The sequence below is a fragment of the Lysobacter dokdonensis DS-58 genome, assembly GCF_000770795.1.
GTDB classification, from domain to species: domain Bacteria; phylum Pseudomonadota; class Gammaproteobacteria; order Xanthomonadales; family Xanthomonadaceae; genus Noviluteimonas; species Noviluteimonas dokdonensis.
On the sequence record NZ_JRKJ01000019.1, the window covers coordinates 21,463 to 42,564 of the forward strand.

The 21,102-nt window shown below is 67.5% G+C and carries 16 protein-coding genes; 6 read left to right on the forward strand and 10 right to left on the reverse strand.

What is annotated here, in order from left to right:
• Positions 1 to 29 precede the first annotated feature (29 nt).
• A complete protein-coding gene (gene pyk, locus LF41_RS12260; RefSeq protein ID WP_036170150.1) occupies positions 30 to 1,502 on the reverse strand; it encodes a pyruvate kinase in 1,473 nt (490 codons plus the stop codon).
• On the opposite strand from pyk, the gene LF41_RS16240 reads away from it, so the two are divergent.
• Positions 1,485 to 2,048 (forward strand): GNAT family N-acetyltransferase, encoded by a 564-nt coding sequence (locus LF41_RS16240; protein ID WP_084073598.1) that lies wholly within the window; start codon positions 1,485 to 1,487, stop codon positions 2,046 to 2,048. The genes pyk and LF41_RS16240 overlap by 18 nt on opposite strands.
• On the opposite strand, the gene LF41_RS12270 is transcribed toward LF41_RS16240, so the two are convergent.
• The 5 genes from LF41_RS12270 to gap form a co-directional block, all read right to left on the reverse strand.
• Positions 2,027 to 4,348 (reverse strand): tetratricopeptide repeat protein, encoded by a 2,322-nt coding sequence (locus LF41_RS12270; RefSeq protein WP_036170152.1) that lies wholly within the window; start codon positions 4,346 to 4,348, stop codon positions 2,027 to 2,029. The two genes, LF41_RS16240 and LF41_RS12270, sit on opposite strands and share 22 nt — an antisense overlap.
• A complete protein-coding gene (locus tag LF41_RS12275; RefSeq protein WP_036170154.1) occupies positions 4,345 to 6,390 on the reverse strand; it encodes a DUF3857 domain-containing transglutaminase family protein in 2,046 nt (681 codons plus the stop codon). Before LF41_RS12275 ends, LF41_RS12270 begins: the two co-directional genes overlap by 4 nt.
• A 51-nt stretch (positions 6,391 to 6,441) precedes the next feature.
• Entirely contained in the window at positions 6,442 to 7,617 is a 1,176-nt protein-coding gene (locus LF41_RS12280) for a phosphoglycerate kinase (protein WP_036170156.1), read from the reverse strand.
• 48 nt (positions 7,618 to 7,665) lie between these two features.
• The gene (locus LF41_RS16245) at positions 7,666 to 9,330 is read right to left on the reverse strand and encodes a sensor domain-containing diguanylate cyclase (RefSeq protein WP_161786960.1); all 1,665 of its coding nucleotides are present in this window, start codon (positions 9,328 to 9,330) and stop codon (positions 7,666 to 7,668) included.
• A 229-nt stretch (positions 9,331 to 9,559) separates the two neighbouring features.
• Entirely contained in the window at positions 9,560 to 10,561 is a 1,002-nt protein-coding gene (gene gap, locus LF41_RS12290; RefSeq protein ID WP_036170158.1) for a type I glyceraldehyde-3-phosphate dehydrogenase, read from the reverse strand.
• Between the two features lie 95 nt (positions 10,562 to 10,656).
• Between gap and LF41_RS12295 the strand changes: the two genes are divergently transcribed.
• The 5 genes from LF41_RS12295 to LF41_RS12315 are packed head-to-tail and all read left to right on the forward strand — an operon-like array spanning position 10,657 to position 14,521.
• Positions 10,657 to 11,544 (forward strand): S1/P1 nuclease, encoded by an 888-nt coding sequence (locus LF41_RS12295; RefSeq protein WP_084073600.1) that lies wholly within the window; start codon positions 10,657 to 10,659, stop codon positions 11,542 to 11,544.
• Between the two features lie 20 nt (positions 11,545 to 11,564).
• Positions 11,565 to 12,428: an MBL fold metallo-hydrolase gene (locus tag LF41_RS12300; protein ID WP_036170160.1), complete on the forward strand. Its 864-nt coding sequence runs from the start codon at positions 11,565 to 11,567 to the stop codon at positions 12,426 to 12,428.
• 3 nt (positions 12,429 to 12,431) lie between these two features.
• Positions 12,432 to 13,199 carry a molybdate ABC transporter substrate-binding protein gene (gene modA, locus LF41_RS12305; protein WP_036170162.1) on the forward strand — a complete coding sequence of 256 codons (768 nt, stop codon included), beginning with the start codon at positions 12,432 to 12,434 and terminating at the stop codon, positions 13,197 to 13,199.
• 3 nt (positions 13,200 to 13,202) lie between these two features.
• The gene (gene modB, locus LF41_RS12310; RefSeq protein WP_036170164.1) at positions 13,203 to 13,892 is read left to right on the forward strand and encodes a molybdate ABC transporter permease subunit; all 690 of its coding nucleotides are present in this window, start codon (positions 13,203 to 13,205) and stop codon (positions 13,890 to 13,892) included.
• An 11-nt stretch (positions 13,893 to 13,903) separates the two neighbouring features.
• A complete protein-coding gene (locus tag LF41_RS12315) occupies positions 13,904 to 14,521 on the forward strand; it encodes an ATP-binding cassette domain-containing protein (RefSeq protein ID WP_152600009.1) in 618 nt (205 codons plus the stop codon).
• 28 nt (positions 14,522 to 14,549) lie between these two features.
• On the opposite strand, the gene LF41_RS12320 is transcribed toward LF41_RS12315, so the two are convergent.
• The 4 genes from LF41_RS12320 to tkt all read right to left on the reverse strand — a co-directional run bounded on the left by LF41_RS12320 (position 14,550) and on the right by tkt (position 21,071).
• The gene (locus LF41_RS12320; protein ID WP_036170168.1) at positions 14,550 to 15,995 is read right to left on the reverse strand and encodes a hypothetical protein; all 1,446 of its coding nucleotides are present in this window, start codon (positions 15,993 to 15,995) and stop codon (positions 14,550 to 14,552) included.
• A gap of 112 nt (positions 15,996 to 16,107) precedes the next feature.
• The gene (locus LF41_RS12325; protein ID WP_036170171.1) at positions 16,108 to 16,851 is read right to left on the reverse strand and encodes a ZirU family protein; all 744 of its coding nucleotides are present in this window, start codon (positions 16,849 to 16,851) and stop codon (positions 16,108 to 16,110) included.
• Between the two features lie 73 nt (positions 16,852 to 16,924).
• A complete protein-coding gene (locus tag LF41_RS12330; protein ID WP_161786961.1) occupies positions 16,925 to 18,727 on the reverse strand; it encodes a ZirU family protein in 1,803 nt (600 codons plus the stop codon).
• A gap of 352 nt (positions 18,728 to 19,079) precedes the next feature.
• Positions 19,080 to 21,071 (reverse strand): transketolase, encoded by a 1,992-nt coding sequence (gene tkt / locus LF41_RS12335; protein WP_036170176.1) that lies wholly within the window; start codon positions 21,069 to 21,071, stop codon positions 19,080 to 19,082.
• Between the last annotated feature and the right edge of the window lie 31 nt (positions 21,072 to 21,102).

Genomic DNA, 21,102 nt, shown 5'->3' on the forward strand with positions numbered 1-21,102 from the left:
GGTTGCGGCCGGCAACGACCGCCTGTCGGCTAGAGGTCGCCGAGTCCCTCGGCGCGACCCTCGGGGCCGACGGCCAGGATGCGCAGCGTGTTGGTCGCGCCGTGCGTCTCCATGTGGTCGCCGCTGGTGAACATCACCCGGTCGCCGACGGCCAGCACGCCCTGGTCGTACATCAACTTCAGCGCCTTGCGCGCGGCGTCGCGCGAGGCCAGCCCGCGGCTGTCGAACTCGACCGGGAACACGTCGCGCATCATCGCCATCCGCCGGCGGGCGCCGATGAAACGCGAGAGCCCGTAGATCGGCACCGTCGAACGGAAGCGCGAGAGGAAGCGCGCGGTGCCGCCCGTGTCGGTCATCGCCAGGATCGCGCGCACGCCGATGTGTTCGGACAGGAACATCGACGCCATCGCGATGGCCTGGTCGACGCGCTCGAGGTTGCGCGGCGCCTTCTCGAAATCCGTGTCCATCTCGAACTGGCGTTCGGCGCCCAGGCAAATGCGCGCCATCGCTTCGACCGCCCGCACCGGGTACGCGCCCGCCGCGGTTTCCTGCGACAGCATCACCGCGTCGGTGCCGTCGATGACTGCGTTGGCGACATCGAGCACTTCGGCGCGCGTGGGAATCGGGCTGTCGACCATCGACTGCAGCATCTGCGTCGCGGTGATCACGACTTTGTTGCGCAGCAGCGACTCGCGGATGATCTTCTTCTGCAGGCCCGGCAGCTCGGCGTCGCCGATCTCCACGCCGAGGTCGCCGCGCGCCACCATCACCACGTCGCTCGCATCCACGATCTCGGCCAGGTTCTCGATGGCCTCGGCACGCTCCACCTTCGCGACCAGCGCGGCATCGCTGCCGTGCTTGCGCGCGATGGCGCGGGCTTCCTCCATGTCGCCGGCGTTGCGGCAGAAGGACACGGCGATGAAGTCCGCTTCGATCTGCGCGGCCACCGCGATGAGTTCGCGGTCGCGGTCGGTCAGCGCGCCGAGCGAGAGCCCGCCGCCGAGACGGTTGAGCCCCTTGCGGTCCGACAGCGCGCCGTCGTTGAGGATCGTCGTGCGGATGCGGTCGCCTTCGACCGACTCCACGCGCAATTGCATCATTCCGTCGTCGAGCAGCAGCGTGTCGCCTGCGTGCACGTCGTTGACGAGCCCGAGATAGCTGATGCCGACTTCGCGCGCGGTGCCCGGCTGGGCGTCGGCGCGCGCGACGAGGTCGAACGGCTCGCCCGCCTTGAGTTGCACGCGGCTTTCGGCGAAGCGTTCGATGCGCAACTTCGGGCCCGGGAGGTCGGCGAGGATGCCGACTTCGACACCGACGCGCTGCGCGGCCTCGCGCACCGACTGCGCGCGCGCGACCTGCGCGGCGGGGTCGCCGTGCGAGAAATTGAGGCGGACGACATCGACGCCGGCGCTCAACAGCGCGTCGAGCACGCCGGGCGGATCGGTGGCCGGGCCGAGGGTGGCGAGGATGCGGGTGCGGCGGCGATGTGTACTCTGTGTCATTCCATCGTTCTACCACAGCCACGCGAACCGGCCATTGCGTTGCATACGTTTTCCGTCCCCGGCTTTCCCGCCCTGAAAGGGCGACGCATCCGCCTGCGGCGTCCCGTGCCCGAGGATGCGGCGGCCGTGTTCGCGTTGTTCGCGGACCCCGGCACCATGCGGCACTGGCCGCGCGCGCCGATGCGTTCGATCGACGAGGCGGCCGGCTACATCGCCGAGTGCGCCGGGCACTTCGACGGCGGCGCGCGCATCGACTGGGTCATCGCATTGCCGAATGCGGAAGGCGAGTGCGTCGGCACGTGCACGCTGTACGACATCGAAGCCGGCAATGCGGCAAGCATCGGCTACGCGTTGTCGCCCGCGCATCGCGGGCGCGGGCTGGCGACGGATGCGGTGGAGACCGCGACGGCGTGGGCACTGCGCACGCTCGCGCTGGAACGGATCGACGCCACGGTCGACCCGGAGAACGTCGCATCGCAACGGCTGCTGGCGCGCGTGGGGTTCACGCGCGCCGCGGAAGACCGTTACTGCTTGCTCGCGCGGTAATCCTTGCCCGAGGCGTACAGCGCGAGGCGTTCGCGGAACGTCGCGAGCTGGTCGTCGATCTGCTTCTGCGCATCCTTGTCGCGCGGCTTGCCGCCACGCAGTTTGTCGGCTGCGGCGAGGTCGGCGGCGAACAGATCGATGACTTCCTGTTGCTTGGCCTTCGCTGCGGCGAAATCGCCGGCGGCGGCGTGGCACGCGGCGATCGTGTCGATCTCGCCGATCGTCGGGTTGTCGATCTTCGCGGTCGCCGCCAGCCCGGTCTTGCCGTCGCGCAAGGTGGGATCGTCGATCGTGCACAGCGCCCAGGCGTAGTTGTTCGCGAGGCCGTCACCGACCGCGTCGAAGTCCATCGACGCGCGCCAGATCTCCAGCGCGCGCTTGCGCGCCTCGGGGGTGGCCTTCGTGAAGAACAACCAATAGGCCAGGCCGTCGGCGCCTGCCGCATCGCGGTCCGCGATCGCGCGCTGCATCCACTTCGTGCCTTCGGCTTCGTCGACCGCGCCGAACCCGCCGTGCAGCAACTGATATCCCAACTGCGTTTGCGATTCGTGGTCGCCCTTGTCGGCATCGATCGTGAGCAGGCGACGCGCTTCCTTGACGTCCTTCGGCAGGCCATTGCCCTCGATCAGCCGGAGCGCCAGGGTGCGATTGGCGGCGGCAACGCCACCGGCGCCCAACTCGCGCAGGAGGTTGACGCCATCGGCCTTGCGGCCTTCGACGCCTTTCTTCTCTTCGATGAACAGCGCGGCGATCATCATCAGCGCATCGGTGTCGTCGTTCATGCCCGGATCGCGCAACCAATTCCACGCTTGCGCGTAGTCCTCGCGCACCATTGCGCGCGTGGCGAGCTGCCGCCCGGCCCAGTTGCTGGCGCCATGCGCGGCGCGGACGAGCATCGCTTCGCCCTCGGCATCGTCGCGTTGCGTGCGGTCCGCACCGTAGATCAGCTGCCAGGCGACGTCCGCCTGGGCGTCCGGGCTGCCGGCCTGCGCGGCGCGGCGGGCGTAGTCGAGGGCCTTGTCCTGTGCGCCCTGTTCCTTGGCGCCGGCGGACAGGAGACTCAGGCCGAAGCCCGTGCCGTTCTGGGCCTTGGTCGACAGCAACGCGACTTCTGCGGCGCTGAAGGGCGCCTTCGGGTCGCGCGTGATGCGGTCGAACACCTGCAGCAGCTTGGCCGATTCATTGCCGCCCGAGGCCGCGGAATCGATGCGCGCGCGCAGGTCCGCGGGATATGCGGTGTTCGGATGCGCTTCGCGCCACACCACCGCGTAGTACACGCTCGCGCCCTTGCGTTCCCATCGCTGGTCCGCGGCGTCGAGCAATCGCTTGCCCGCGGCGGCATCGCGCGGCAAACCGACGCCTTCGTTGTAGGCGTACGCGAGCAACGTCATGGGCAACGCGAATTTCCGCTCCGCCATCGGCAGCACGGCGTCGACGAAACCGTCGCCGCATTTTTCCAGCGCCGGATTCTGGGCGCAGGCGATGAGCCAGACGTGCGGCGATACCACACCGCCTGCGACGGTGCCCTGCCGCAGGCGTTCGACGCGTGCGGCGGGGTCGGGGAGCATGCGGGAATCGCGCCACGCGACGTAGTCGACCGCCGCGGTGATGTTGCCCTTCGCATTGGCATCCACGCCGGCGTTGGCCAGCTGCGTCCGATAGTGCGGGTAGCGCGTTTCCGGATCGCGGATCGTGCGCATCATCGAATCCACCCAGTCGAAACGCAGGTGGCGTTCGACCTTCTTCTCCGGATCCCATGCCGCGACGAAGAACGGAAAGGTGCGCTGCATGTGCAACGCCTGGTAATACTCGTAGCGGTATTCCAGCCCCATCGTGGCGACGAGCGCGTACACGTCGTTGTGGCGCAACACGCGGATCGGCGGGCCCATCGGCGAGTCGGCGCCGCCGGACAGCGCGAACTTCGACAGCGCGGCGAGCGGGACGAGCGCGCGCTCGGCGGCCGCGTCGTCGCCCACGGCTTCGGCGCACAGCATGGCCGCGCGGCGCAGCGCGAGCGATACCGGTGCCTTGTCGATCGCCTGCTGCAACGCATCGGCGTTGGCCTTGCAGCCATCGGCGTCGACCGCCACGTCGGTGTAACCGACCTTGGCGAGCACGTCGTAGCCTGGCCACATCTGCGCATAATCGCCGTGGTCGAACTGCCACTGCCACGCACCGGCGGGATCCGTGGCGACGTCGGGCATCGCGGGCTTGGCGGGCGTTGCGGCGTGCGCGTGCGCGCACGCCAGGGCGAGCGCGACGCCGGTGGCGCACGCGCGTTGCATCAGGCGACAGGTCATTGGGCGGTTCCTTCCTGGTCGACGTTGTCGAGCAACGCCTTCAATCGTGCATCGCGCGCCTTCGGGTCCAGGCGCTGGTCGGCCTGGAAGCGCAGCACGCCGGAGAGTTCGTCGCGCATGCGGCGCAGTTCGGCCAGGTGCGGCGAAGCTTGCGCGGCGTCGAGATCGAACTGCGAGACGTGCATGTCGTAGATCATCGTCGCGAACTTGTCGTCGACCTTGAGCTTGCGCGTGTAGGTGAACGCCTTGGACGCACGCGCGCTGGATTCTTCGGTGAACGTGGGATGCCAGCCCGTGGGGACCTGCACGCGGATTTCATGCCGGTACGTGCCGGGGCCGCCGACATCCAGCGGGCCGGTACGCGACATCGTGCGTGGCAGTTCGCTCGCATCGTCCAGCGCGGTGGCGAATACGTCGAGTTTCGGCTTGCCCGCATCATCGAAGGGATGCTTGAGCTGGAAGCTTTCGGTGACGACGAACGTGTTGCGTTCGCGGTCGTCGCGCAGGCCGAGCGCGCCGACGGATTCGAGGTCGCCATAGCGGCGGCGGAAATAGTCGGCGCGGTTGCGCAGCACGTCATCGCTGCGCGTGCGCGAGAGGTTGCGGCGCACGTCGTCGGCGAGCTCGCCCTCGTAGACGGTCTCGATGTCCAGGCGCACCGTGCCGTCCTTCCCCTGCGGCACGTAGGTTTCGACGGTGCGCAGCGCGCGCGTCACCTTCGCCGGCGCGGCGATGTCCTGCAGGTCCGTCGTGCCCGCGACGATCGGCAACACGGCGCCGTAACGGCTCAGGTCGCGGTCGCGCGGCTGGCCGCCGAGCTGCGACATCGTCGGATCGATCCACACCGTCTTGCCATCGACGCTCGCACGCACGATCACGTGGTCGAAGGCGGCGGCGGTCGGCACGACATCGCGCGTGGCGCGGCCCAGCTCGGTCGACACCAGCGCGGGCACGGCCTGGATGCCCAGGCGCGCGAGGATCGTCGAGAGCAGGTAGGTCTTGTCCTTGCAGTCGCCGTAGCGACGCGCCCATGTGTCCGACGGCGCGGTCGGACGATGCGTGTTGCTGCCCATCTCCACGCCGAAGTAACGCACTTCGTCCTGCACCGCGCGCGTGGCGGCGCGCAGGCGCGCGTCGGTATCGGGGAGCTTCTTCCATTGCGCGATGCGCGCTTCGAGGTCGGCGGGCAGTGCCTTCACTTCCGGATACAGCGGCAAGGCCCACGCGACGACGTCCGACCAGGTGCGCGCCGGCCCGAGCTGCGTGCGCGGGTTCGCGTCGAACCACACCGGGTAGCTGCCTTCGTCGATGATGGATTTCGAACCGTGCGCATCGACGGTGGCTTCGACGCTGTCCGCGTTCGCGCGCACGACGGGCGCGGGGGATGCGAGGTTTTCGTGCGAACGCACCTGCGTGCCCGGATCGAACAGCACGCGCATGTGCGAGTCGAGCATCGGGCTGCGCCAAGCGGTGACGATCGAATCGAAGCCGTGGCCGGAGAGGATCGGGTTCGCGCCTTCGACGGTGTAGCTCACGCGCACGAGGTCGCGCGCGCGGACGTCGTCGAGCACGATCAGCGCGGTGACGCGCCCGTCGGCCATGTCGGATTCGAAATCCGTTTCGCGGCGCGCGAGCGTGATCTTGTCGGGCTGCAGGCGGTCCTGCCACGCGCCGTCGCGGCGGATGGCCACGCGTTGCAGCACCAGGCGCTGGTACTCGGGATTGAATTCGATGGTGAACTTGCCGGCGTCGCGCAGGTTCGATTCGGAAATCGGTTCGTAGGCGGTGTCGATGAACGTCACGACCTTGCCGCCGCGGCGATCGACCTGGCGGTCAATCAGCCAGTTGCGCCAGACGTTGTCGTCGAGGCCCGGCGCCTTCGGATCCCACTGCGCGGGCACGTCGCGCTTGAGGACCCAGGCGGGCGCATCGCCGACGAAGAACTTGAAATCGCCGCGCTTGTGTTCGACGTCCGCCGACCAGCACGCCCCCGACACCACCCAACCCGCGACAGCCAGCACCGCCAAAAACCCGCGCTTCATGCCCAACTTCCGGTATTTCCCCGGCGGCAGACTACACCAGTTTTTCCGCGGTCAACCGCGCGCTTCCAAAGCCGCTACCGCAGGTAGCGTCTTGCCTTCCAGGAACTCCAGGAACGCGCCGCCGCCGGTGGAAATGTAGCCGACCTGCTTGGCGATGCCGTACTTGTCCACCGCGGCCAGCGTGTCGCCGCCGCCGGCGATGGAGAAGGCATCGGACGCGGCGATCGCGCGTGCCAGGGCTTCGGTGCCCTTGCCGAATGCATCGAACTCGAACACGCCGACCGGGCCGTTCCACACGACGGTGCCGGCTTGCATGATCAGCTCGGCGTAACGCTGGGCCGTGTCCGGCCCGATGTCGAGGATCATGTCGTCGGCGGTGACCTGGTCGACAGGCTTCACCGTCGCCGGTGCATCGGCCGCGAACGCGGGCGCGACGACGACATCGGTCGGCATCGGAATCTCGGCGCCGCGCGCCTTCGCGTCGGCCATGATCTTGCGCGCGGTGTCGATGAGGTCGGCCTCGTAGAGCGACTTGCCGACCCCATGGCCCATCGCTGCGATGAAGGTGTTGGCGATGCCGCCGCCGACGATCAGCTGGTCGACCTTGCCCACCAGCGAGCCGAGGAGTTCGAGTTTCGTCGAGACCTTGCTGCCCGCGACGATGGCGAGCAACGGGCGCTTGGGCGCCTGCAGCGCGCGCGCCAGTGCGTCCAGTTCGGCCATCAGCAGCGGGCCGCCGGCCGCGACCTTCGCTTCGCGGATCACGCCGTGCGTGGAGGCCTGCGCGCGGTGCGCAGTGCCGAAGGCGTCCATGACGAACACGTCGCACAGTTCGGCGTACTTCTTCGCGAGCGCCGGGTCGTCCTTGCCCTCGCCCATGTTCATGCGGCAGTTCTCGAGCAGCACGATCTCACCGGGCTTCACGTCGAAATCGGCGCTGAGCCAGTCGCGCACCAGGCGTACCTCGCGCCCGAGGCGCTCGGTCAGGCGCTCGGCGACCGGCTTGAGGGAGTCGTCCTCGGTGAAGTGGCCCTCGGTGGGGCGGCCCAGGTGCGACATGACCATGACGGCCGCGCCCTGGTCGAGGGCCGCGACGAGCGTCGGGAGGGCGGCGGCGATGCGTTGTTCGGAGGCGACCTTGCCGTCCTTGATCGGCACGTTGAGGTCTTCGCGGATCAGGACGCGCTTGCCGCGCAGGTCGAGGTCGGACATCCGGACGATGGGCATCTTGGGGCGCCTTCGGGGCAATCGGGGGCGCACATTGTAGCGAGTGCCTTACAGGGCCACGCGGTTCCGCCCCGCATGCTTGGCCCGGTAGAGCGCCGCATCCGCGCGCGCCAGCATCACTTCCGGGTCGTCCCCGTCTTCGGGCAGGTTGGTCGCCACCCCGATGCTCACCGTCAGCACCCCGATGGGCGAGCCGGCATGCGCGATGTCCGCGTGCAACACGCTTGCGCAGATGCGCTCGGCCACGCGCATCGCCTGCTCCAGCGTGGTGTCGGGCAGGAACACGATGAATTCCTCGCCGCCGGGACGCACGATGACGTCCTCGCGGTGATACAGCGCGCTGCGCACGGCGCCGGCGAATCGCTTGAGCGCGTTGTCGCCGCGCGGGTGGCCGTAGCGGTCGTTGTAGGACTTGAAGTGGTCGATGTCGAGCGCGAGCGCCGACAACATGCCGCCCTTGGAATGCGTGTCGTGCCACAACTGGTTGGCGACTTCGCGGAAGCCGCGATAGTTGAGGCAGCCGGTCAGCGCGTCGGTGCGGCTCAGGCGGTCGAGCTCGGCGACGACGTTGCGCAATTCCGCGGTGCGCTGCGCGATCTCGCGTTCGCGCGCATCGACCACCTGCTCCAGCGAGGCGCGCAGGCGGCGTTGTTCCTCCAGACTGCGGCTGGTGGCGCGATACGCGTCGGCCATGCGGTCGCTGAGCTGGTTCATCGCGTCGGCCAGCGGCGCGAGTTCCTGCGGCATCGAGTCCTTCGAGATCGGCGCGGACGCGTGTTCGAGCGCGAAGCGCTGCATCTGCACCAGCAGCCGGTGCACGCTGGTCGACAGGCGGCGCATCTGCCACCACGCGATGCCGAGCACGCCGGCGGCCACCCCGATCAGCAGGCCGACCATCGTGCCGATGGTGCGCAGCAGTTGCGCATCGAGGATCGCCTTGGGCATCAGCACCAGCAACCGCCAGCCGCTCTCGAGCGGCATCGCGATCGCGTAAGCGTCTTCGTCGTCGTGCAGCACGCCTTGCGCGAGCGACCACTCCGCCTCATCGCCCGTGGAGGGGGCGACCGCGCGCAGGCCCGCACCGGCCGGTACGTCATCGATGTCGTCCATCGGCGACAGCGGCAGCCCGCTGCTCGCGTACGCGACTTGCCCTTTTCGATCGACCAGCACCGCTTCGTACCCGTGCATGCGGAGCCACGCGATGCGCTGGCCGGAGTTCTCCACGCGCATGGCGCCTTCGACGATGCCGGCGAAGCGCCCGTTCGCGTGCAGAGGCGCGGCGACGCACGCCAGTGGCGGTGTGCCGGGCGCGGTGCGGTAGACGTCGGAGACGGCCGGCGCGTCCTGGCGCTGCGCCGCATCGAAGCATGGGCCGGGCGCGATGGACGCGCGGTCCGCCGGATCGGCGGCGACGATGCGGCCCTGCGCGTCGAGCACGCGCATCTGGGCGAAGGCGGGGAATTGGTCGCGCAGGCGGCGCAGGTCGCCGGACCAGCGCGCGCGGTCGCCGAGCGAGTTCTCGCCGCTGCGCCGCGACGCGAGCACGGAAGTCACGGCGCCATGCACGCGCAGGGTTTCGTCGAAGTCGCGCTTGGTGATTTCGGCCACCGAGCGCAGTTGCGTGGCGGCGTCGCGGCGCTGCGATGCGGACTGATACCAGGCCAGCACGGCGCACAGGATGAGCGCGGGAAGCACGACGGCGACGACCAACAAGCGCGCAAAGTCGCGCCGCAGCGCCCAGTCGGGGCCTGCCGACCGGATACCGATGGGAACCGCCGCCGCCATGGGTAGGCAAGCTACGGGGTTGGCGCGGGGTCGGCAACGGGGAAAGGCGGCCCGGCTGCGGCACTACGTCGCAGAAATGCGCGACCCCGCAGAAGCGGGGTCGCAAGTTCAGCCTGGATCGTGACCCCGTCCGCAGGACGGGGCCACCCGCGTGGTGTCAGCGGGCGATGACCTTGACCATCTCGAGGCACTTGTTGGAGTAGCCCCATTCGTTGTCGTACCAGCTCACCAGCTTGACGAACGTGCCGTCCAGCGCGATGCCGGCCTCGGCGTCGAAGATCGACGTGCGCGCATCGCCGCGGAAGTCGGTGGCGACGACCTTGTCTTCGGTGTAACCGAGCACGCCCTTGAGCGCGCCTTCCGACTGCGCCTTCATTTCCGCGCAGATCTCGGCGTAGGTGGCGGACTTGTCGAGCTCGACCGTCAGGTCGACGACCGACACGTCGGAGGTCGGCACGCGGAACGACATGCCGGTGAGCTTCTTGTTCAACTCGGGGATCACCACGCCGACGGCCTTCGCCGCGCCCGTGCTGGAGGGGATGATGTTCTCCAGGATGCCGCGGCCGCCGCGCCAGTCCTTGTTGGACGGGCCGTCGACGGTCTTCTGCGTGGCGGTGGCGGCGTGCACGGTGGTCATCAGGCCGCGCTTGATGCCCCACTTGTCGTGCAGGACCTTGGCCAGCGGGGCCAGGCAGTTGGTGGTGCACGAGGCGTTGGAGACGATGGCCTCGCCGTTGTACTTCGCATGGTTGACGCCGTAGACGAACATCGGCGTGTCGTCCTTCGACGGGGCCGAGAGCAGGACCTTCTTCGCGCCGGCGTCGAGGTGCTTCTGCGCGGTGGCCTTGTCGAGGAACAGGCCGGTGGATTCGATGACGATGTCGGCGCCGACTTCGTCCCACTTCAGGTTGGCCGGGTCGCGTTCCTGCGTCAGGCGGATCTTCTTGCCGTTCACGATGAGCGCGCCGCCCTCGACCTTCACGTCGCCCTTGAAGCGGCCGTGCACGGAGTCGTACTGCAGCATGTAGGCCAGGTAGTCCGGCTCCAGCAGGTCGTTGATCGCCACGATCTCGATGTCGTTGCCGAAGTTCTGCACGGCAGCGCGCAACACGTTGCGGCCGATGCGGCCGAAGCCGTTGATACCAACCTTGATCGCCATTTCGACTCCTGGGAGCTGGGGAAGGGTGCGGGCGCGGTGGCCCGCGTCCGGGAAAGCCCGGTATTTTAAAGGAACCCTCCCCGCCGGCCACCGTGATGCCCCGACTTCCGCACGCCCTCGCCCCGCTCGCCCTGTTCCTCGGGGCCCTGGTGGCCGCCCCCGACGCCCACGCCTGGAGCGCATTGGGGCACCGGATGGTGGGGGAATTGGCGCAGCGGCACGTGCAACCGGCCACCCAGGCGCAGATCGACGCGCTGCTGGCCGGCGAAGCGGACCCGACCCTGGCCGGCGTGGCCACGTGGGCCGACGACCTGCGCAACGCCAGCCCCGAGCGCTTCAAGGCGACCTCGCCCTGGCATTACATCAACACCAACAACGGCACCTGCGACTTCGACCTCGTACGCGATTGCCCGGACGGCAAGTGCGTCGTCGGCGCGATCGAGGCGCAGCGCAAGATCCTCGCCGACCGCACGCAACCCATCGAAGCGCGCCGCGAGGCGTTGAAGTTCATCGTCCACTTCGTGGGCGACGTGCACCAGCCGATGCACGCGAGCAACCACTCCGACAAGGGCGGCAACGACTACCAGATCAGCCTGTCGACCAAACTGGAACCCGAGGCCTACGCGAAGAAGAACTACGTCGACGGCGTGATGGGCACCAACCTGCATTCGATCTGGGACTACTACATCCTCGGCGAGGTGGGCGTGGACAAGAAGGGCCACCCCGGCCTCGGCCTGAAGGGCTACGCCGATCGCCTCGACGCCCTGCCCTGGCCGCCGGAAGACGGCGCCGTCAGCCCGCCGATGGCGTGGGCGAAGGAGTCCTGCCGCGCCGTCGATGGCCGTTCGCTGTATCCGAGCGGGCACAAACTCGACCAGTCGTATCTCGACACGATGCGGCCCTTCGCCGAACAACGCGTGCGTCAGGCCGCGTGGCGGCTGGCGAAGTTGCTGGACGACACACTCGGCACGCCCGCGCCCTGACTGATCGCAGGAGCCTGACCATGCGCCCCGATGTCGCGCCCTTCCACGACCCCGCCACCGGCACGTGGAGTTACGTGGTGTCGGATCCTGCGACGCGCGTTGCGGCGATCATCGACCCGGTGCTCGACTTCGACGCGAAGTCGGCGCGCACGACGCATGCGTCGACGCAGAAATTACTGGACCACGTGCAGGCCAACGCGCTCGACGTGCGCTGGCTGCTGGAGACGCATGCGCATGCCGACCATCTGTCGGATGCGCAGTGGTTGCTGGAACGGTTTCCGGGCGCGACGCTGGGGATCGGCAGCGGCATTGCGCAGACGCAGAAGAGTTTCGCGCCGGTGTTCGGGTTCGGGGCGGATGTGGCGGTGGATGGGTCGCAGTTCGGGCGGTTGTTCGATTCGGGCGATCGGTTTGCGCTTGGCGAAATTGAAGTCGACGTGATCGCCGCGCCTGGGCATACGGCGGATTGTGTTGCCTATCGCATCGGCGATGCGTTGTTCTGCGGCGATACCTTGTTCATGCCCGACGCCGGCACCGCACGCACGGATTTCCCGAACGCCGACGCCGCCACGTTGTACCGCACGATCCAGGCTTTCTACGCATTGCCCGACGACACGCGTGTCTTCGTCTGCCACGACTACGGCCCGAACGGACGCGCCGTCGCGGGCGAAACCACCATCGGCGCGCAGAAGCGCGAGAACGTGCATTTGCGTGCGGAGACCAGTGAAGCCGAGTACGTTGCGCTTCGGCAGGCGCGCGATGCGACGCTGCCGATGCCGGCGCTGATCCTGCAGTCGTTGCAGGTGAATTTGCGTGGGGGTGTGCTGCCCTCGCCTTCCGACAATGGCGTGCGGTATCTGCGCATTCCCCTCGACAGGATTTGACGGATGCGTTTCTTGTTTCGCGGCTTGATCGCCGGCTTCCTCGCGCTGGCGTGCATCGCACCCGCGTTCGCTGCCGAGCCATTGACGGTGTTCGCGGCGGCGAGCCTGAAGGAGTCGCTCGACGAGGCGGCGCATGCCTATGAGCTGAAGACGGGGCAAGCGGTGCGTGTGTCGTACGCGGCGAGTTCGGCGCTTGCGCGGCAGATCGAACAAGGCGCGCCGGCGGATGTGTTCGTGTCGGCGGACGTGGAGTGGATGGATTACTTGGCGAAGGCGAAGGCCATCGATTTGGCGACGCGGCGGAACTTGCTCGGCAACACGTTGGTGCTGGTGGCGCCTGCGGACGCAAAGACCGGGGCGATTGCGTTGCAGCCCGGCGTGGATCTCGCGAAAGCGCTCGGCAACGGTCGACTGGCCGTGGCGTTGGTCGACAGCGTGCCAGCCGGCAAGTACGCGAAGCAATCGCTGATCGCACTCGGTGCATGGGACGCGGTGAAGTCGCGCACGGCCGAAGCGGAGAACGTGCGGGCGGCATTGCTGCTCGTGGCGCGCGGTGAAGTGCCGCTCGGCATCGTGTACGGCAGCGATGCGAAGGCCGAGCCTAGGGTCAAGATCGTCGGGACGTTCCCAGACAGTTCGCATGCGCCGATCGTCTATCCCGTCGCGCGCGTCGCCGCGAGCTCGCATCCGAGCGCGCGCGCGTTCGTGCAATGGCTGCAGACGAAGGACGCGCGCGCGATCTTCCTGCGCCACGGTTTCCGGTCGCCCTGACCCGTGCACCTCACGCCCGCCGAAACCGCTGCGATCCTGCTCAGCCTGAAGGTGGCCGTGACAGCGGTGCTGTGCAGCCTGCCGTTCGGCATCGCGCTGGGTTGGGTGCTGGCGCGCAAGCGATTCCCGGGCAAGTTGTTGCTCGACACCGTGCTGGTGCTGCCGTTGGTGTTGCCACCGGTGGTGACGGGCTTCGTGTTGTTGATGGCCTTCGGTGCGCGCGGGCCCATCGGCATGTTCCTGCGCGAGACGTTCGGCATCGTGTTCGCGTTCCGCTGGACCGGCGCGGCGCTGGCGTGCGCGATCATGGGATTTCCATTGATGGTGCGCGCGATCCGGGTTGCGATCGAGACGGTGGATGCGCGTCTTGAACAGGCCGCATCGACGCTCGGTGCGGCACCGTGGCGCGTGTTCCTCACGGTGACGGTGCCGCTGGCGTGGCCGGGGATCGTTGCGGGCGCGGTGTTGGCGTTCGCGAAGGCATTGGGCGAGTTCGGCGCGACGATCACCTTCGTGTCCAGCATTCCGGGCGAGACGCAGACGCTGTCGTCGGCGATGTACGGGTTGATGCAAGTGCCTGGTGGCGAATCCGGCGTTTGGCGGTTGTGCCTGGTCGCAGTGGCGCTCTCCTTCGCCGCGGTGTTCTGTTCGGAATGGTTGGTGCAACGGCAACGGCGCGGGGCTTCGGAATGAGCGACGCCCCGATTTTTGCCATCGACGTCGACTTGGTGCGCGGTGCGTTCAAGCGCACGGTGCGCTTCGAGAGCAATCAGCGCGTGATCGCGCTGGTGGGGCGCTCGGGCGCGGGCAAGACGTCGCTGTTGCATGCGATCGCCGGCCTGGTGCGGCCGGCCCGGGGATACATCGCGATCGGTGGGCGCTGCCTGTTCGACGCCTCCACGCGCGTCGACGAACCCGCGCATCACCGGCGCATCGGCTACGTGTTCCAGGATGCGCGGTTGTTCCCGCATCTGGACGTGCGCGGGAACCTGCGTTACGGGGCGCCGCGCGGACGCGGCGATGAGCGCTTCGTGTTCGACCACATCGTCGAACTGCTCGGCATCGGCGACCTGCTCACGCGCAACATCGACGGCCTCTCCGGCGGCGAAGCGCAACGCGTGGCGATCGGGCGTGCGCTCCTCTCGCAACCGGAGTTGCTGCTACTCGACGAACCCTTGTCGATGCTCGACCCCGAGCGCAAGGCCGAGCTCCTGCCCTGGCTCCAGCGGCTGCGCGACGAAGTCGCGCTGCCGATGGTGTGGGTCAGTCATTCGCAGGAAGACACGGCACGGTTGGCGGATGCGGTGCAGCGATTGGAATGAGATGTGGATGTATTGATCGCCGTCCAGGTCACAATTGGAGGAACATCCCCCCGTCGGTGAAATTGACGCGTTGATCGGGTGCCTGAGTCGACGGCGACAGCCAGAAGTGGAGTACCCAGTTGCCGTTCATGGATTCGCTGGAGAGATCGACCTCGCCATAGTTCTCCTTGAACCCGGGTCCATCTCTGAAAGTGCCCGTCGCCAATACGACATACACAGTGCCGTCGGGGGCGGTCAGTTCAGCGTACGCATCGGCCATGAAATTCGTCTGTGGATTGTAGGACACGCCTACAAACGAGCGAACCTGTCCGTTGCCTGGTCGTCCCGAAACCATGAAGTTCCTTTGACACCTCAGGCCGGAGAAGGCGGGTTTTACTTGGAACGAGCACACACCGCCCTGCGAATTTGCATGCCGCTGCCCCTGCCCCACCGGCAGCGGCGTTCTCGCAATCGCAGTGGCCCCTTCGACACCACTGACAGTACGAGGGGTCACTTCGAAAGCCAGGAACTTTCCAGAAAGCGCTTCGGTTAACGCCAGGGTTGTCCCTGTGGCGCCCTCGATAGGCGTTTGGTTGACCAGTCCGGCCGCGTCGTCCGAGCGCAACCACCGGTACGAATGCACACCCTCGGGGTCATCCACCGGCCCGGAATAGTTCACGTGACCGATCACCGTCGCGCCGACGGTCAGATCGCCTGTGATGGCAGGTTGCGCAGCCGGTGGCGTCGCCATGACGACCTTCGCCGATGTGACAGCGAAGGACTCGACGCCCGTGGTTGGCGCCACCGTGCTCACCGGCACGATGCCGAACACCAGATATTTGTCCAGGTCAGCATCGGCCAGCTTGTACGTGGCGTTCGTCGCACCATCGATCGGCGTGCGCGGCTCCCCGGCGGCAGTGTCGGCGCGATACCAGCGGTACACGTGCGCGCCTGGCGGGTCGTTTTCGGCATCCGCGTAGCCCGGGTTGCCGGTCAACTGGACGCCCACCTTCGGCGCGCCGGTGATCGTCGGGGTCGCGGTCGGTTCGGTATTGGCCGTCACCGCAACGTCCGTGCTGCCCGTTCCGCTGGCAGGGTCGGTGATTGCGGAGTCGGTCGTCGCAATCGCTTCGACCGAAAGCGTTTCGGAGAGGTCGGCTTGGACCACGGTGTAGGTATTGGTGTTCGCGATTTCGACGCCACCGCGAAGCCATCGGTAACTGGTCGCGGTGATCGTGTCGTCATCCGGGTCGGTCGCCGTCGCGGTCGCGCGCAGCGCGTTGCCGACGAGGGCGTCTTCGCCAGGCCGCGTCAGGTTCTCGACGGCCACCGTGACCACCGGCGCGCGGCCGATGACCGTTGCGGTGATCGCTTCCACCTGCGTGGCCAGCAGCGCGGGCACCGATTGCGCGGAGGCGACCGAGAGCAGCGTGACGATGAGGCAGGCCGCGAGCAGCGTGCGAAGCAGTTGGGACTGACGTGGCGAGGCGGTCATGCGAGGAACCTTTTTTCGAAGTGTGTGCGCGCTGTTTGCGTACCGCGATTGCACCTTCGTGCAAATTGCGTGCGGGCCCGCACGTGCGGGCCCGCATTCCTACATTTACTGATTACGGCTGGCTGCCGACGACCTTGATCTTCTTCTTCTGGGTGTCCTTGGTCGGCGTGTACGTCGACGCCGTTGCGCCGGCGATGTTCGTGTACGTGCCGGACCCCACGGCCGTCTCGATCTGCCACTGGTACGTGATGTTGGCGATACACGTTTGGGCACAGGTGGGGACCGCCGTGAGCGTGGTGCCCACGACCGGATTGCCGGTCGGCGTGACCGCGATGGACAGCAGCGCACTCGGCGCAGCCGGCTTGATCTCGCCGTTGTCGCCCGGGTCGGTCGTGCCGCCGCCGCTGCCGTCGGCGCCGATGTCGCTGGCGAGCGTCAGCACGCCCTGGTGGGGATCGGTGATCGCCGAATCCGTGAACGGCACCAGCTTGTAGGTGATGGTCTTGCCCAAATCCGCGGCGGCCACGGTGTACGTCAGGCTCGGCGTGCCGACGTTGACGCCATCGACAGTCCACTGGACGGTGGCGTCGGTGGCGGTCTGATCGATGTCGTCGTTGTCGGCGTCGGTCACGTCGAAGTCGGCGGTCAGCACGTCGCCGACGAGCACCTGGCCCCCCGCGCCCGACGGTGTCACGTCGATGATGGCCCTCGAGACGACCGGCGCGCGGCCCTTGACGGTCGCGGTTTCCGGCGAAGACACGACGGTCTGCGCGTAGGCAAGACCCGACAACGCCAGGCCGAGGAAAGTCGCCAGGAGCGACCTGCGCAGCGTGTTGTTGGATTTGTAGCGTTGCATCTGGGGGATCTCCGGTTGATTTTGCGGGCGTTGCACTAGGAGCCGCGGTCGGCGATGCGACCGCAGGAAGGCATCAGGGCTGGGTCACGAACACGCGGATGCGACGCTTCTGGTCGCCGCCTTGCACGGTGTACGTCGTGGCAGTGGCACCGGCGATGTCGACGTAGGCGCCCGAACCGATCGCGCTTTCGATCTGCCACTGGTACTGCAGCGTGGGAGGGCACGTGCCGCTGCCGTTGCACGTCACCACCGCGTTGAGCACCGAGCCCACCAACGGCGGATCGTTCAGCGCAGCGCCGTTGAACTGCACCTGCACGCTCACCGGCGTGCTGCCGCCGTTGGGGTCGTTGGGATCCAGCGGGTCCGTGCCGTTGTCGATTTCGGTCTTGTCGTCCAGCCCGTCGCCATCGGTGTCGGGGTTGTTCGGGTCGGTGCCGTGCGTCTCTTCTTCGTCGTTGGTGAGGCCGTCGCCGTCGGGGTCGATATCGATGACGTCGATGATGAAGCGCTTGTGCGCGGCCCGGCCGCGCGTGTCGGTGACCGTGACGACGACTTCGAACCGGTTGTCCTCCACCAGCTGTGCGGAGGTGAACTGGGTGGCATCCAGGCGCAGCTCGTTGCCGACCAGCGTGAACAGGCCCGCGTCCGCGCCGGCGATGGTGAAGGAATACGGATCGCGCGCGCCTTCGACCACCAAGGCGTAGGTGTAGACGGCATCCGAATTGATGGTCGCGTTGACGACGATCGGGCCGGCCAACGTGAGCGCCACGACCTTCTCGCGCACTTCGGTGACGATGCGGTTTTCGCGCTCGACGAAGTCGGTGGCGCGCTGGCGGATGTCGTTGCGCTGCGCGACGTTCTTGCGCGCGGTCTGCTCCGACAGTGGCACGCCGAGCTGGTACCTGAAGTTCAACATCACCTTGGTGTCGCTGGTGCCGGTGCCCATCGCCTTGTCGTGTTCGACGGCAATGCCGAACAGCGGCACGGGCGAATAACCCAGGCGCGTGGTGAACACGAACGGATTGCTGAAAAGCTGGCCGCTGCCGAACACGTCGACCTGGTCGCCGTGCCAGCGCGTGCCCTTCAGCGTGAGGTCCAGGCCCGGCGCCTTCGACGGGCTCCACGCCACGCCGAGGTCGTAACCGCTTGCGGCGCGTTCTTCGAAGTCGGGTTTCTTCTTGAGCGTCTGCCACTCATCCGAGGCCGGGGTGTAGGCATTGGCGAACACGCGCGTGGATTTGGTCGCGACCTCGGCGCCGACGCCGATGCGGTGCGCGCTGTTGTCGAAGTCGTGGTCGTAGAAGATGTTGGCGCCGATCAGCCACGCGTCTTCGGGCGCGATCCAGCGGTACACCAGGCCGGCATTCGCCGTGGCGCGGTCGTCTTCATCGTGCGCCCCCAGCTGCGCGAGCAGGTAATGGCGCTTGCCTTCCCCGCCGATGATCTGGCCGATGGTGCGAATGTTGAAATCGATGTCCTGCGTGTCGAGCGTGATCCCGCCTTCGAGGCGCTGCAGGAACGGGTTGGAGGACTGCTGCAATGCGCCGATGCCGGTGGACAACGCGGCATTGGCCGCATCGTTCCTGAATTGGTCGCCCGCGCCGGTACTGGTGGTGCTGGTGTTGTTTTGCGCCGTCTTCGCGGCGGCTTGCGCGGCGCCCAGGAGCTTGCCGGCCATCGCGTCGGTGGCGGCCTTGGCGTGGTTCGGGCCCTGCGCCGCGCCACCGATGTCGGGCAGCTTGTCCTGCGCCTTCTTCGTGTTGTCGCGTGCGTTGCCTTCGACCGACGCCGCGTTGGCGGCCGGAACGACGGGCTTCTTTTTCTTGTCTTCTTCCGCGAACGCGGCAGGCGCGCCAACGAAGAATCCGAGTGTCATGGCGATCGCTTTCGCCAACAAATTTGTGCGGTGCTGCGTGGTCATGGAGGCGTCCCCTACGACGTTCCACAAAGAGGGGCGCATTGTTCCGGCGACGTTCCCGGCCCGGCAGTGGCCGTTTTCCGCTCGAGGGGGAAGAAATGACTGCTAGAGGTGTGCGAATTCATGTCGGCAAGGGAAACGCATAACGCCACACAGGCGCTATGGACACTTCGGGCAACGAAATGCCGCACTGGACTTTTCAGGACGCGTTCCGTCCGCGCGGCCGAACGCCCACGCGACGGGCTTGATCGCCCAATAAAAAAGGCCCGCGAATGCGGGCCTTTTTTTAATTCGACGCGTGGGCTGGGACTTACGCGAGCGCCTTGGCGACCTGCACCACGTTTTCGACCGTGAATCCGAAGTGCGGGAACAACTTCTCCGCCGGCGCGCTCGCGCCGAAGCGGTCGATGCCGATCACCGCGCCGTCGAGGCCGACGTACTTGCGCCAGAAGTCGGACACGCCGGCTTCGATCGCCACCCGGCGGCGGCACGCGTTGGGCAGGACGGATTCGCGATAGCTCGCGTCCTGGCGGTCGAACACGTCCGTGCTCGGCATCGACACCACGCGCACGCCCTCGCCCAGCTGCGCGGCGGCCTGCATCGCGAGGTCCACTTCCGATCCGGTGGCGATGAGGATCAGCTGCGGCGCGCCGACGCTGTCGCGCAGGATGTAACCACCGCGGCGGATGTCGGCGACCTGCTGCGCGGTGCGCGGCTGATGCGCGAGGTTCTGGCGCGTGAACACCAGGCACGACGGACCGTCGTGTTGTTCGATTGCCGCACGCCAGGCCACCGCGGATTCGACGGCGTCGCACGGGCGCCACACGTCGTTGCCGGGGATGTAGCGCAGAGAGGCGACGTGCTCGATCGGCTGGTGCGTCGGGCCGTCTTCGCCCAGGCCGATCGAATCGTGCGTGTACACGTGGATCGCGTGCGCGCCCATCAGCGCGCTCATGCGCACGGCGTTGCGCGCGTAGTCGCTGAAGACCAGGAACGTCGCGTCGTACGGGATGAAGCACTCGTGCAGGCCGAGGCCGTTGCTGATCGCGGTCATCGCGAATTCGCGCACGCCGAAGTAGATGTAATTCGCGTTGGCATCGTCGGAGGTGACCGACTTGCTGCCCTTCCACAACGTCAGGTTGGAATGCGCCAGGTCCGCCGAACCGCCGATCAGTTCCGGCAGCAGCGGGCCGTAGGCTTCCAGCGCCATCTGCGAGGCCTTGCGCGAGGCCACGACGGGGCCGTCGGCCTGCAGCTTCGCGATGTATGCATCGGCGGCGGCGGCCCAGTTTTTCGGCAGTTCGTTGCGCGCGCGGCGCACGAGCTCGTCGGCGAGTTGCGGATGCTGCGCTGCGTACTTGTCGAACAGCGTGTTCCACTGGTCTTCGCGCACCAGGCCTGCGTTGCCGGCGCGCCAGCCGTCGCGGATCTCCTGCGGAATGTCGAAGGCGTCGTGCGGCCAGTTCAGCGCGTTGCGCGTGGCGACGATTTCGTCCTTGCCCAGCGGCGCGCCGTGCGAGGACTCCTTGCCCGCCTTGCCCGGCGAACCGAAGCCGATGGTCGTGCGCGCGCAGATCAGCGTGGGCTTGTCGCTCGAGGCGAGGGCCGCGTCGACCGCGCGCTTGATCGAATCGGCGTCATGCCCGTCGACGCCACGGATCACGTTCCAGCCGTAGGCCTCGAAGCGCTTGCCCGTGTCGTCGGTGAACCAGCCCTGCGTGTCGCCGTCGATGGAGATGTGGTTGTCGTCCCAGATGGCGATCAGCTTGTTGAGGCCCCACGTGCCGGCCAGCGATGCGGCTTCGTGCGAGATGCCTTCCATCAGGCAACCGTCGCCCATGAACACCCAGGTGTGGTGATCGACGACTTCGAACTCGGGGCGGTTGAAGCGCTGCGCGAGCAGCTTTTCGGCGAGCGCCATGCCGACGGCGTTGGCGAAGCCCTGGCCGAGCGGACCGGTGGTGGTTTCCACGCCCGGCGTCATGAAGTTTTCCGGATGGCCCGGCGTCTTCGATTCGAGCTGGCGGAAATTCTTCAGGTCGTCGATCGACAGGTCGTAACCCGACAGGTGCAGCAGCGCGTACTGGAGCATCGAGCCGTGGCCGTTCGACAACACGAAGCGGTCGCGGTTGAACCACGACGGGTTGTTCGGGTTGTGGCGGTAGTAGTCGTTCCAGACGACTTCGGCAATGTCCGCCATGCCCATCGGCATGCCCGGATGGCCGGACTTCGCGGCCTCGACCGCATCGATGGCGAGGAATCGGATGGCGTTGGCGAGGTCGCGGCGGCTGGGCGTCGGCATGTCGGGGGGCGTGGGCAGGCGGGCGGACCCG

What these genes read in the sequence shown, in the direction of transcription:
- LF41_RS12320 (WP_036170168.1), bottom strand. Translation starts at nt 15,995, where the DNA reads ATGACCGCCTCGCCACGTCAGTCCCAACTGCTTCGCACGCTGCTCGCG.
- LF41_RS12280 (WP_036170156.1), bottom strand. Translation starts at nt 7,617, where the DNA reads ATGCCCATCGTCCGGATGTCCGACCTCGACCTGCGCGGCAAGCGCGTC.
- LF41_RS12330 (WP_161786961.1), bottom strand. Translation starts at nt 18,727, where the DNA reads ATGACACTCGGATTCTTCGTTGGCGCGCCTGCCGCGTTCGCGGAAGAA.
- LF41_RS12295 (WP_084073600.1), top strand. Translation starts at nt 10,657, where the DNA reads ATGCCCCGACTTCCGCACGCCCTCGCCCCGCTCGCCCTGTTCCTCGGG.
- LF41_RS12275 (WP_036170154.1), bottom strand. Translation starts at nt 6,390, where the DNA reads ATGAAGCGCGGGTTTTTGGCGGTGCTGGCTGTCGCGGGTTGGGTGGTG.
- LF41_RS12300 (WP_036170160.1), top strand. Translation starts at nt 11,565, where the DNA reads ATGCGCCCCGATGTCGCGCCCTTCCACGACCCCGCCACCGGCACGTGG.
- gap (WP_036170158.1), bottom strand. Translation starts at nt 10,561, where the DNA reads ATGGCGATCAAGGTTGGTATCAACGGCTTCGGCCGCATCGGCCGCAAC.
- LF41_RS12325 (WP_036170171.1), bottom strand. Translation starts at nt 16,851, where the DNA reads ATGCAACGCTACAAATCCAACAACACGCTGCGCAGGTCGCTCCTGGCG.
- LF41_RS16240 (WP_084073598.1), top strand. Translation starts at nt 1,485, where the DNA reads ATGTGTACTCTGTGTCATTCCATCGTTCTACCACAGCCACGCGAACCG.
- modA (WP_036170162.1), top strand. Translation starts at nt 12,432, where the DNA reads ATGCGTTTCTTGTTTCGCGGCTTGATCGCCGGCTTCCTCGCGCTGGCG.
- tkt (WP_036170176.1), bottom strand. Translation starts at nt 21,071, where the DNA reads ATGCCGACGCCCAGCCGCCGCGACCTCGCCAACGCCATCCGATTCCTC.
- LF41_RS12270 (WP_036170152.1), bottom strand. Translation starts at nt 4,348, where the DNA reads ATGACCTGTCGCCTGATGCAACGCGCGTGCGCCACCGGCGTCGCGCTC.
- pyk (WP_036170150.1), bottom strand. Translation starts at nt 1,502, where the DNA reads ATGACACAGAGTACACATCGCCGCCGCACCCGCATCCTCGCCACCCTC.